This is a genomic window from Campylobacter sp. CFSAN093226 (assembly GCF_012897595.1).
Lineage (GTDB): Bacteria > Campylobacterota > Campylobacteria > Campylobacterales > Campylobacteraceae > Campylobacter_D > Campylobacter_D jejuni.
On sequence record NZ_CP040608.1, the window covers coordinates 941,512 to 954,400 of the forward strand.

Below are 12,889 nucleotides of genomic sequence, written 5' to 3' on the forward strand. Positions count from 1 at the left end.
GAACTACTCTTTTTGCATTTATTTTATCACATTTAATTAATTATTTATTCTACTGGTATGAAAAGTTGGTAATTTTGTCTCATTTTGTAATAATGCCTATTTAAATTTGTACTTAAATTTCTGGCAAAATCTCTATTTAGTAATTCTTTTTGAAAACTCACAAATTGTAACAAATCTTCGCGATATTGCAAATTTAAAAGAGGGTTTTCATCATTTTTATTAATAATTTGTATATTTTTATCATAAAGCTTAGATAAACTTCTAAAATACTCCTCCATATCTGTAGTATTTTGAGAATTTGGATTATAATAATATAAAATAACTCCAAAATCAAGCTGTTTACTTAAATCAGTAATGACATTTGCATTGTTTTCAAGTTCACTCTCATCAGCACTTAAAATAATCGCTTCTTTAAGCTCATCAAAAGAAGCTTCACCCACCTTCATAATAGGAATTTTTAAATCAAAAAAAGCTTGTTTTTCTTTCTCAAAATTTTTTATATCAGTTACAACTAATCCTATATCATTATTTTGCAACCACATGGAAATTTGTTTAAAATCCGTGTTGAAATAATCAAAAAACACACCTTCTTTATCCTCAGAAAGTTTTTTTAATTTTTCATACATTACCCCTAATTTAGGATTGATAACATGTATAAAAAATCTTTTTGCATTGCTTTTTTGAGTTAATTTTAAAGTAGTATCAAGCACTCTTTCTTGCATATTTTGATTCATATTTTTCATATCAATTAAAGCAAAAACATTACTTCCAAAAGGCATAGGAAATTGCCCTGCTTTGCCTCTTATATTATGAAAAATACTTTGTAAAACAACAGGATCCCCAACGATCAAAATGCTATCATTTGGCTCTAGAACAAAAGATGGTTTTACAAAATAAATTTTAGAATTTCTATAAATAAGGACTATGCGCCACCTTTTTTGTTGTATTGAACTTATGTGCCTATAAGCAAAAATAGACCCTGCTGGAATTTTTACTTCCATAATCTCTCCAACTCCAAGTCCTATATACTGAGCTGTTAAAGCAATATCTGGTAAAAAATCCATAAATCTACGGCTTAAAGTCATTCTAGCATCAGCTAAATTTGCATGAGTATCATTAACACTTAACCCCCAAAAATCCATTATTTCTATTTCTAAATTTGGATTTAAAGAACGCAAAGCCTCGTAACTTTTTTTAGTTTCAAATTCATCTTGCATATAAATAAAAGCCTGTTTAAAATCCTTACTCATAATATTTTCAAGACGCGCTGTGCTTGTAGGATCAAAATAATGCAAGTCAATATACTCGCTAGAAATATTTAAGTTATTTTTTTCACTATTTTGACACACTACTGTAAAAAAGTAACCTAAGCCTTTTTCAAAACAAAGCCTTTCTAAGAAATGCTTTGCTAAAATACCATCTATTATAATTAAAATATTATTCATTTTAAACTCCAAAAAGGAAATTATAACAAATGGAATTTAAATTAAAGCATAAAGATGGAATGGCAAGGGTTTGTGAAATCACTACCGCACACAGCACTTTTTTAACCCCTGTTTTTATGCCTGTTGGCACAGTAGGAGCGGTTAAAAGTCTTGATGCTAATGATATGAAAAATGAGCTTGATGCAAAAATTATTTTAGCAAATACCTATCACATGTACTTGCGTCCAACTTCCAAAGTAGTAAAAGATTTTGGAGGTTTACATGGATTTACGAAATTTGATAGAAGTTTTTTAACCGATAGTGGTGGTTTTCAAGCTTTTTCTTTAAGTAAAAATTCCAAACATTTTAATGAAGGCATAGAATTTAAAAGTCACATTGATGGAAGTCGTCATCTTTTTACTCCAAAAAGTGTTTTAGATACTCAATATGATTTTAATTCTGATATTATGATGATTTTAGATGATTTAGTAGCCCTACCCGCAACCAAAGAAAGGGTTAAAATTTCTGTTGATCGCACTATACTTTGGGCAAAAGAGGCTATTACTTATCATAAAAATATGCAAAATAAAGGTATAGGTATAGGGCAAAATATTTTTGGTATTATCCAAGGTGGTACAGATTATGAAGAAAGAAAGCGTTGCGCTTTAAGTTTAAATGAAATGCCATTTGATGGTTTAGCTATAGGTGGGCTTAGCGTGGGCGAAGAAAACGCCTTGATGTACGAAACAGTCCAAAACTTAAACCCTTATCTAGATGAAAATCGTCCAAGATATTTAATGGGCGTAGGAACGCCTGAAGATTTAGTAGAAAATGTTGAGCGAGGAGTAGATATGTTTGACTGTGTGATGCCAACTAGAAATGCAAGAAATGGAACATTTTTCACAAGTTTTGGAAAATTTAATATCAAAAAAGCAGAATTTATCAACGATCATGAAGTTATAGATTCTACTTGCTCATGTTATACTTGTCGTAATTTTTCAAGGGGTTATTTAAACCATCTTTTTAAAGCTAAAGAACTTACTTTTTTTCGTTTGGCAAGTCTGCACAATCTACATTATTATCTTGAACTTGCAAGAAAGATGCGTGAAGCAATTTTGAACAATTCTTTTACGCAATTTAAAAGAAATTTTTATCACTTAAGAGGCAAATAAAATGCTAGAACTACACGAAAATCTAAAAAAAATCCTACAAGCAAAGAATTTAGAAACTTTTTATAGTGAAATTTATGGACAAAAAATTTTTGTTTATGTGGGATTAAATTTGGAAACTTGGCTTTTTAACGATGAAAAAATTTATAAACTTCAAGATGGAGAATTTAAGCTTTCTAGCATAGAAGAATTTTCAAATTTTATTAAATCCATTTTAGAAGATTTTAAAGTACAAAATACTCATTTTCAAAACCTTTTAGAACACAAAGAAGGTATTATCTTAAAAGGTGGTTTTGTTAAAAATTTTTACAAAAAATCCTTTGTGTTAAGACAAAAAATCAACAAAAATCTAAAGCAAATTAATCTTCTAAGCGAAGCTTTCAATCTTTTGCTTAGTGAACAAGCACAATATAAAAAACATTTAAAAATTTTAAATTTATCCATCAGCATCTTAAGTAAAAACACCAAAGAACATCTAGCAAGAATTGATACTCTTTATACATTAACAAATGCAATTAAAAATGAAAAAATGAATAAAAGTATTTATCTTTTAAGTATACTTTCTTCTATTTTCTTGCCTTTAAATTTGATCGTAGGATTTTTTGGAATGAATACTAATAATCTTTTTTTCAAAGATAGCCCTTATGGTACACTTTATATTTTTTCTTTGATTTGCTGTATTTTGATTGTAGGTTTTATATTTTATTATTCAAAAAAGACTAAAGAATTTGATTTAGATGAAGGTAAAAAAGCTAAAAAACAAACAAAATAAGCAAAATTTTGCTTATTTTAAGAATATTTATATATAATTTTAACTTATTTTTGCGCTCATAGCTCAGCTGGATAGAGCATTTGATTGCGGTTCAAAAGGCCAGAGGTTCGAATCCTCTTGAGCGCACCATATTATTTATCTTCTTTAATTTTTCTTTTAGCTAATCCCATATGCTCGTAAGCATCAATTTCTTTTTTGTAAGATCCATAAATTTTCTTAAGTTCTTTATTTAAGTAACTTACTGTTTGTGCACTTGCATTAATATTTGCAGCCAAAGCAGAAACAAATTCTAGTTTCTTTTTTGCTGCTTCATCTAATTCTTTAGAAGTTTTTGAACCAAGTTTATGTGTCTGCACATAAAGTTTGGCAAGTTCTTTTAATTCAATATCCGTTAGTTTAACATCGGAAGCAGCAATTATCATTTTATCTAAGTCTGTATCAAATTTTTTAGTCTTTTCAGCTACATGCTGCTTTTGGCTAGTTTTTTGCTTTTTAATTGTTTTTTTGCCATCACTTGTAATAAGATAAGCAATCACGCCTAAAAACAATAAAAGCGCTAAAGCAGCACAAAAAATAACCAAAAAAATATGGTTCATTTAAAGTTTGCCCACAAAATTTCGCTTCCTTCTTGCAAAAAAAGCTAAAACCACCATCAATGCAAATCCCCAATAAACATAATTAGGAATTTGAGCCGCTTCGCCTGCAGCGTAAGAATGAAGTCCTGTTAAAAAGTAATTTACTCCAAAATAAGTCATAATAATAACCCAATAAGCAAACATACTCCATAAAGCAAACACAAATTGATTACAATATTTTGGAATCATTCTAAGATGCAAAATTGCTGCATAAACCAAAATGCTAACTAAAGCCCAAGTTTCCTTAGAATCCCAACTCCAATATCTCCCCCAACTTTCATTTGCCCAAATTGCTCCTAAAAAATTTCCTACAGTAAGCAAACAAAGTCCAAAAATCATTGCCATTTCATTAATTCTTGTAGCCTCTGTAATATTTCTCAAAATATTAAGATTATATTTTCCATCTTTCTTAAGAAAACACATTAAGAACAATGTAAAGATACCAAGTAAGGCACAAAGTCCTAAAAATCCATAACTAGCAGTAATAACAGATACATGAATACTAAGCCAATAAGAATTAAGCACAGGAACAAGATTTGTAATTTGCGGATTCATTTCGCTTAAATGCGCAACCATTAATACAACACCAGATAAAATAGAAGTTAATGACAAGGCTATAGGACTTTTTCTGGAGAAAAATATACCCGACAAAGACAATGCCCAAGCTATATACACCATACTTTCATAGCCATTACTCCATGGAGCATGACCTGATAAATAAGCACGAAGTCCAAGACCTACTGTATGAATTACAAAAGCTAAAACATTTAAAACATATACCACTTTAAATATAAAAGAGATTTTTAAATTCGGTACGACCATTTTAGAAAAAACAAGAATCAAGAGTAAAAAACCCGCAATTAAATATACAGGAGCGAGTTTAACGAAAATTTCAGCCTTATTAGAAAAAATTTCCATTTCAACCTTGGTTTTACTAGGCATGACTTTATATCCTATTTTTTCTTGATATTCTTTGATAAATTTCAAGCCTTCATCAGCTCTAATCCAATTACCATCTTTAAAAGCATTTTCCACGGCACTAAAATAATTCTGTATTAAAGCCAAAACAATATGCCCTTCATCCCCCTTAAGAGTAGTTACAGCAGAAAAAGGTGCAAGCCAAACATTATTTGGATTATTTTGAACAGGAATAAATTTAAATAATTCACCACTAAAAACTAAATTTACAACATTAGCTCTTTCATCTAGTTTTATAATTTCCTTATCAAAAACTCCTCTTGCATTTGGGTTTTTACGATTTGCATTTTCAACATATTTTTGAAGTTTATAGCGGTTATTCTCATCAAAAAAATCTTTATAAGCAATATATTTAGCACTAGGAATTTCTAAAATATTTGCAATAGCATCACGAACTGCTTGATTTTGTGGCATTAAAATAAAAGGTTCCAATTGCCATTTATCTACATCAACGAGCATGGAAAGCATAACAGCGTTAGAATTTTGACCCTTATAGCTATCACTTTGATGAATTTTTTCTAAAATTTCTCTTGATAGCGTATCAAAAGGCACCATTCTTCCATCTGCTGATTTTTGAACTATTAAAGTGGCAAGAGCTTTAGCATGATTAGTATTTACCACAGGTAAGGTCGAATTTAAATCTTGAGCAAAAGTCTTTTCAGAACCAAAAGATAACAATAAAATAAAAATAATCACACTTGTATGTTTTAAAGTGTCTTTATTAATTAATCTTGCCAAAGTTCTAAATCTAGAATGTGGATTTAAAAAATTCATAAACATTCCAAGACAAAGCAGAAAATAACCTATATAAGTTGGTATTTTGCCCGGATCTTTATTTACAGATAAAACAGTCCCTTTTTCATCTTGATCATAAGAACTTTGATAAAATCTATAGCCATCATAATCTAAAACATTATTCATAAAAATTCTATAATCAAAATTTTCATTATTATTTTTTACGGTAATTTCACTTGCATAAGAAGCTGGAGACATAGAACCTGGATAACGATCTAATACAAAATCTCTTAAATAAATATCAAAAGGCAATTGTTCATAAGAAAGCGCCCAAGAAATAAAGAATTTTTGATCTGCAAGTTCTATCATAATAGGTTTATTATATTCAAAAATATAAAATTCTTTACTTTCATTTTTATAGCTTAATTCTAATTTTAAAGCATTAGAGCCAGTTAATTCTAAGTTTTTATTCTCATTGCTTAAGGCAAAATCTTTAAAATGCAATAATAAAGAATTTTTCCAATTTTGAGGCTCGCCAAAAGTAGAAATCAACATAGTTCTACCCACTTCTAACCAAGCAGATTTAAACCATAACCAAAAACTTTCATCTTGAGGTCTATTGGAACCTTCTAAAGCTTCTTGCGCATGCAAAGAAGCAGCTTTAACTACAAAACTAATATCATTAATTTCATAAAGTCTTCTTTCCTTAGCATTTGCCTTTTCTCCAATTTTAAGGTCTAAATTTTGTCCATCTAGCATGCTTAGAAAATGTAAGTTTTCACTTGAACTTAAAGTTAAATTTTCATCAATTTTTACAAAAGGTGCTTTAACATTATCATTCATAAAAGCAAAGTTAACCCCTTCTATATTCTTAACTTCACCTTTTTCAAATTTAACATCAACACCTTGAGATCCTTTTTGAGAAAGCATCAAAACCAATAAAGGATCAGAATTATTATTTTCTTTATAAGTATAATGAGCATTTAAGATTAAATCTTTATATTTTAATACAGCTTGATCATCACCTAAATTAAGTTTTAGTTTAAAAGAATTAGCAAAAGGCAAATTTCCTATATAACGATCATTAACCGCACTATAGCGTTCTCCATCTTTTATAGCAGAAATACGCAAAGAAGTCTTAGAACTTTCTATAAGTGAATTTTGAGTATGCTCTCTAATAGGTAAAATACCTTCAAAACCAGCATATCTTGTCATTGCAGAACCCACTAAAATAAATAAAAAAGAAATATGAAAAATCATTAAAGGTAATTTTTTAAGCCCAAACATTTTATAACGAAACATCCCGCATAGTAAATTAATACCAAGTAAAAGTTGTATATATTCAAACCAAAAAGTATCATAAACCATTGCCCAAGCCGTAGGGGTTCCATAAGCACTTTCAATAAAAGTTGCCAAAGCACAAAAAAGCGCAAAAAGCAAAAACAATACAACCGAAACTCTTAAATCCCCTATGCTTTTTATTATATTTTTCATTCTTTTTCCTTTAAATTTTAAAGCCCTAAATATTTCTTTCTAATCTCATCATCACCTATTAAATTTTTAGCCTCGTTTTCCATTACAATGCGACCATTTTCCAAAACATAAGCATAATCACTTATTTTTAATGCAGAATAAGCATTTTGCTCTACCAAAAGAATAGTTATACCCTCTTCTTTTAAACGCACAATAATATCAAAAACTTCACCCACAATCTTTGGAGCAAGTCCCAAAGAAGGCTCATCCAACATCAAAAGTTTTGGTTCACTCATTAAAGCCCTTGAAATCGCAAGCATTTGCGCTTCCCCTCCACTCAATGTTCCAGCTAAAGCATGCTTTTTACTTGCAAGTCTTGGAAAAAGTTTATACATTTGCTCTCTTAAATGCTCATAATTTTCAGCATTATTAAAAGCACCTATTTTTAAATTTTCCTCTACGCTTAAATTAATAAAAACACGCCTTCCTTCAGGAACTAAAGCTATACCTTTTTGAACTAAAGTATGAGTTAAATGCCTTTTAGTATCATAACCTAAGAAATTAACCTCACCAGTTCTTTTAACTGAGTTTAAAAGCGCATTTAAAGTTGAAGTTTTACCTGCTCCATTTGAACCTATAAGAGAAACAATATGACCTGTTTCCACTTTAAAATCAATCCCTTTAACAGCTTCAATTAATCCATAATAAACATGCAAATCTTTAACTATTAGCATCAAAATCCCCTAAATACGCAGCAATTACTTCTTTATGATTTACAGCATCGCAAAGTTTACCTTCAAAAATTGTTTTTCCATAATCAAGTACCAATACGCGATCACACAATTTATTTACAAATTTCATATCATGTTCTATAAGCAAAACGCTAATTTTATAATCTTTTCGTAATTTAAAAATGAGCCCAGCAAGTTCATCACTCTCAGAGCTATTCATCCCAGCGGCTGGCTCATCAAGCAATAATAATCTTGGTTGAGTAGCCATTGCTCTTGCAATCTCAACTTTTCTTTGTTGTCCATAACTCAAGCTAGTAGCCTTTTCATAGGCAAATTCTGCAATACCAAGTTCTTCTAATATTGCATAAGCCTTCTCTTTAAATACTTGTTCTATTTTTCCAAAACGCCCTAAATGCAAAAAGGCTTCAAAAATATTATATTTCATTTGTTTATTAAAACCAATAAGAACATTTTCAAGCACATTCATGCTTGAAAAAAGCCTAATATTTTGAAATGTTCTAGCTATTCCTAAATGCACAATCTTATGAGGTTTTAAGTGATCAATTCTTTCTCCTAGAAATTCAACCGAACCTGAACTAGGTTTATAGTTACCTGTTATAATATTAAAAAGAGTTGTTTTGCCAGCCCCATTAGGTCCAATTAAAGCAAAAATTTCACCCTCATTGATTTTAAAAGAAGTTTCATTAATAGCCTTAACACTACCAAAACTTTTTGAAATTTGTTTTAATTCCAAAATCATTTTTTGCTCCTTTTAAAACGCTTTTTAATCCCTCTAATCACATCACTCAACTCATAATAACCCATTATGCCTTTTCTTGCAAAAAGCATTACTAAAATCAGAACAATAGAAAAAACAACCATTCTAAGCCCTGGCGTTGATTGGATATCAAGATTTAAAGAATCTATTTTTATATTTAACTCATCTAAAAATCTAAGCCACTCACTTCCACCAATAACCAATATCGCACCTATAATAGCACCTGTAGTAGAACCAAGTCCACCTAAAACAATAATAATCAAAAGCTGAAAAGTAAGTAAAAAATCAAATTGAGTTGGAGATACGGTAGTCAACAGACAAGCTAAAAGTCCGCCACCTACACCTTCTAAAAATGCTGAAGTGCTAAAAGCTAAAGTTTTTATCCAAAAAGTATTTATTCCCATAGCGCTTGCAGCATCTTCATCATCTCTTATAGCCTTCATTGCACGACCATATTTAGAATAAACTATATTTAAAATTAAAATAACCGCTACAATAGCAATACCACCTGTCCAATAGATCGTGGAAAATTGTGGAATATCTACCAGCCCTCTTGAGCCATTAGTAATAGAAGGAAAATTAATAGCAGCTATTTTAATAATTATTCCAAAGCCTAAAGTTACAATAGCCAAATAATCCCCTCTCACGCGAAATACAGCAAAAGCCAAAATCAGGGCAAGTAAAGATGAACAAATTCCAGCCACAATTAAAGCTAGAATAAAGGAATTTGAATGGATAGCTAAAATAAAAGAACTAGGACCATCTAAAAAAAACTGATCATTTTTTGCATCAGCACTTAAAAGAACTAAAGCAGCCGCATAAGCTCCAATCGCAACAAATCCATTGGGTTCTAGTGAAAATTGTCCAGTTACACCATTAATAAGATTGTAACTCACAGCCAAAATAATAAAAATAGCAATTTGATTAACAATGTTTAATCCATAATCCCCAAAAATATAAGGAGAAATGAAAATAAAAATAATTGAAGCAATTAAAAAGATTAAATGTGAAACCTTAATTCTAACCATCATTAAAACCTACTCTTTTCAAAATTTATACCTAAAATTCCCGTAGGCCTAAATAACAATATAAACACCAAAAAAATAAAAGCAAATGCATCTTTAAAGCCTGATAAATCTGGAAAAAAAGCCACAACAACAACTTCAGTAAATCCTATAATAAGTCCACCCAAAACTGCACCTACTACAGAACCTATACCTCCTAAAACTGCAGCAGCAAAAGCTTTTAAACCTATTAAAGTTCCCATAGTAGGTTCAACAGAGTAATAATTTGCAGCCCAAAAAACACCCCCAACTGCTGCCAAAGCTGAACCTAGGGCAAAAACTATAGCAATAATACGATTTGCATCTATACCCATTAAATTTACTGTTTGTATATCAAATGCCAAAGCACGAATAGCTATACCATATTTGCTTTTATACAAAATCCATAACACTGCTATTAAAATAACAAATGTAAGAGCAGGAACCATTAAAGAACCATAAGTTGTTATCACTCCACCAAAATTAACACTTTCCTCAAAATAACTTGGCGGTGTAAAAGTTCTAGGTGTTGAAGTAAAAAGCATATTAAAAAGATTTTGCAAGAAAAAACTAATACCGATTGCTGTAATCAACAATGAAATTCTAGGAGCCTGTCTTAAAGGTTTATAAGCGATTCTATCTGTAGCTATTCCAACACAAGCAGCAAAAATCATTGCTAAAGACAAAGCTCCTAGAAAAGGAACATTTAGATTAGTCATGCAAAAAAGAGCCGCATAAGCACCAACCATCATAATATCGCCGTGAGCAAAATTAATAAGTCTTAACACACCATAAACCATCGTATAGCCAACAGCAATAAGAGCATACATACTGCCCAAACTAAGTCCATTAACAAGTTGTTGTAAAAATAAAGTAGAATCCATAATCTTTCTATTTTTCCTTTAAGGATTGATAATATCTTTATAATTTTGCTTCTGATTTTTAATTTCTTTAACCACTACAGAACGAGTTGCATTTCCTGTTTGATCAATACTGATAACACCAGAAACACCTTGATAATTTTTAGTTTGGTGAATTTTTTCATTGACACACTTACTAGTAAGATTTTCAACGCAAGCATTCATAGCATTTAGCATTACAAAATACGCATCAGCACCCATAGCCGAAAAATTTGGAACTTCTTTTGTTCCTTTAGCTTTTTCATAAACACTGATAAATTCTTTGCTTAATTTTGTAGTTGGATTATTAGCATCAAAACTATCTGTGAAAATATAACCCTCGCTTGCATCTCCAGCTAAACTAATAAAAGTTTGATCAGCAACTCCATCTGCAGAACCCATAGGAATATTTAAACCTGCGAGTTTTGATTGTCTTGCAAATAAAGAAGCTTCGCTATAATAAAGCGGTAAAAAAATAAATTCTGGATTTAAACTTTTAACTTGAGCTACAATAGCTCTAAAATCTTTATCACCTGAATTAACTCTTAAAATTCTAAGAATTTGACCACCATTAGACTTGTACTGTTTTTCAAAAGCTTTTGCTAAACCTAAGGAATAGTCAGTGCTTTGATCTACTACAATAACAGCACTTTTGTAATTAAGTTTTGAAAAAACATATTTTGCTAAAGATGAACCTTGAAAACTGTCCATAAAACATACTCGAGAAGAATATATTTTTTTATCAAGCAATCTATCACCAGTTGCAGCAGGAGCGATCAATGGAATTTTATTATCTTCTGCTACGCGCATAACTTGCAATGTATTAGCAGTAACCATTTCCCCTATAAGGCCTATAACTTTATCTTGAGAAACTAAACGATTTGCTCCACTCGAAGATTCTAATTTATCACCTTTAGTATCAATAATAGCAAGAGAAACCTTATCTCCATTACTTAAAGCTGATTGCATTGAATTTGCAAGTTTAATCCCTTCTAGTGCGCTTTGTCCATATGCTGCAGTAGCTCCGCTAAGCGGTAAAACAACTCCTATTTTGACTTCCGCAGCACTTAAACTTAAACTTAGAATACTTGCTAAAATTAAACTTTTTTTCATTCTCTACCTTTATTTTAGTAATTATGGATTTATAATTGTTTTATAATTTTGTTTTTGATTTTGAATTTCTTTAATCACAACAGAACGAATGGCATTACCGCTTTCATCTATGCTAATCACACCACCAACAGCTTGAAAATCTTTAGTTTGATGAATTTTGCTATTAATACATTCGCTGCTAAGATTATCAACGCAAGCATTCATAGCATTTAACATTACAAAATACGCATCAGCCCCCATAGCCGAAAATGCTGGAAGTTCTTTTGTTCCTTTAACTTTCTCATAAGCTGCAACAAAATCTTTTCCTAATTGTGTAGATGGACTGTTATAATCAAAACTATCAGTGAAAATTACTCCATTAACAGCACTTCCGCCAAGATCTATAAAAGTTTGATTGTTAACACCATCTCCTGCTACTAAAAGTTTATCAAAACCAATTTGTCTTGCTTGTCTCGCAATTAAAGCAGCTTCAGGATGATAAATAGGCATATAAACAAAATCAGGATTTAAACTCTTAAGTTGAGAAACCACAGCTCTAAAATCTTTATCTCCTGAATTAATAACAAGTTTTTTTATAATTTTCCCACCATTATTCTTAAAAGAATTTTCAAAAGCTCTTGCCAAACCTAAAGAATAAACATTGCTTTGATCTATGATGATAACAGCATTTTTAAGTCCTAAATCCTTAGATACATAAGTAGCAAATTTATCTCCTTGAAAACTATCTTTAAAACAAACTCTACTTGCATATTTCTTTTTATCTAGCAATTTATCTCCAGATGCCACTGGAGCTATTAGGGGAATTTTTTTCTCTTCTGCTATAGAAATAGCTTGAATGGTATTTGGAGTTGTAGCTTCACCAATAATCCCAAGGACTTTATCTGTTGCTATTAAACGATTAACTCCATTTGAAGTTTCAAGCTTATCTCCTTTTGTATCTATTGTGATAAGTTTAATAACATCTCCATTTGAAAGTTTTGGCTGTAGCTTATTAGCCAGTTCAATTCCGTTAAAAACATCTTGCCCATAAGCTGCCACAGTTCCAGTTAAAGGTAAAACTACTCCTATATTAATATCCTTAGCATATAAGCAATTTACCATAGTTAAAACACTTAAAGTTAAAGTTAGTTTTTTCATAG

11 protein-coding genes and 1 tRNA gene are annotated in these 12,889 nt (G+C 30.5%); 3 read left to right on the forward strand and 9 right to left on the reverse strand.

The features are described from left to right. Nucleotides 1-44: 44 nt before the first annotated feature. Nucleotides 45-1,445 (reverse strand): COG3400 family protein, encoded by a 1,401-nt coding sequence (locus tag FBF02_RS04920; protein WP_002857878.1) that lies wholly within the window; start codon nt 1,443-1,445, stop codon nt 45-47. A 29-nt stretch (nt 1,446-1,474) separates the two neighbouring features. Between FBF02_RS04920 and tgt the strand changes: the two genes are divergently transcribed. The 3 genes from tgt (at nt 1,475) to FBF02_RS04935 (ending at nt 3,494) form a co-directional block, all read left to right on the forward strand. Beyond that, a complete protein-coding gene (gene tgt, locus FBF02_RS04925) occupies nt 1,475-2,596 on the forward strand; it encodes a tRNA guanosine(34) transglycosylase Tgt (RefSeq protein ID WP_002853029.1) in 1,122 nt (373 codons plus the stop codon). Nucleotide 2,597: 1 nt separating this feature from the next. After that, entirely contained in the window at nt 2,598-3,365 is a 768-nt protein-coding gene (locus FBF02_RS04930; protein ID WP_002852995.1) for a magnesium transporter CorA family protein, read from the forward strand. Between the two features lie 52 nt (nt 3,366-3,417). After that, nucleotides 3,418-3,494: transfer RNA gene (locus tag FBF02_RS04935), tRNA-Arg, on the forward strand. A gap of 2 nt (nt 3,495-3,496) precedes the next feature. On the opposite strand, the gene FBF02_RS04940 is transcribed toward FBF02_RS04935, so the two are convergent. The 8 genes from FBF02_RS04940 to FBF02_RS04975 are packed head-to-tail and all read right to left on the reverse strand — an operon-like array spanning nt 3,497 to nt 12,887. Continuing rightward, nucleotides 3,497-3,946: a hypothetical protein gene (locus tag FBF02_RS04940; RefSeq protein ID WP_002852989.1), complete on the reverse strand. Its 450-nt coding sequence runs from the start codon at nt 3,944-3,946 to the stop codon at nt 3,497-3,499. Nucleotides 3,947-3,961: 15 nt separating this feature from the next. After that, nucleotides 3,962-7,207 carry a cytochrome c biogenesis protein CcsA gene (gene ccsA, locus FBF02_RS04945; RefSeq protein ID WP_002852963.1) on the reverse strand — a complete coding sequence of 1,082 codons (3,246 nt, stop codon included), beginning with the start codon at nt 7,205-7,207 and terminating at the stop codon, nt 3,962-3,964. Nucleotides 7,208-7,224: 17 nt separating this feature from the next. Further along, nucleotides 7,225-7,920, reverse strand: coding sequence for an ABC transporter ATP-binding protein (locus FBF02_RS04950; protein ID WP_002852965.1), 696 nt, complete (start codon nt 7,918-7,920; stop codon nt 7,225-7,227). Next, nucleotides 7,907-8,677, reverse strand: coding sequence for an ABC transporter ATP-binding protein (locus tag FBF02_RS04955; protein ID WP_002852992.1), 771 nt, complete (start codon nt 8,675-8,677; stop codon nt 7,907-7,909). The genes FBF02_RS04950 and FBF02_RS04955 overlap by 14 nt, the downstream gene beginning before the upstream one ends. Further along, complete coding sequence (locus tag FBF02_RS04960) at nt 8,674-9,726, reverse strand: branched-chain amino acid ABC transporter permease (protein ID WP_002853049.1); 1,053 nt, start codon at nt 9,724-9,726, stop codon at nt 8,674-8,676. Before FBF02_RS04960 ends, FBF02_RS04955 begins: the two co-directional genes overlap by 4 nt. Continuing rightward, on the reverse strand, nt 9,726-10,622 hold the full coding sequence (locus tag FBF02_RS04965) for a branched-chain amino acid ABC transporter permease (protein WP_002852952.1): 897 nt from the start codon (nt 10,620-10,622) through the stop codon (nt 9,726-9,728). Before FBF02_RS04965 ends, FBF02_RS04960 begins: the two co-directional genes overlap by 1 nt. Before the next feature lie 18 nt (nt 10,623-10,640). Then, complete coding sequence (locus FBF02_RS04970) at nt 10,641-11,750, reverse strand: ABC transporter substrate-binding protein (protein WP_002852953.1); 1,110 nt, start codon at nt 11,748-11,750, stop codon at nt 10,641-10,643. A gap of 21 nt (nt 11,751-11,771) precedes the next feature. Further along, nucleotides 11,772-12,887 carry an ABC transporter substrate-binding protein gene (locus FBF02_RS04975; RefSeq protein WP_002858428.1) on the reverse strand — a complete coding sequence of 372 codons (1,116 nt, stop codon included), beginning with the start codon at nt 12,885-12,887 and terminating at the stop codon, nt 11,772-11,774. Nucleotides 12,888-12,889: the final 2 nt, after the last annotated feature.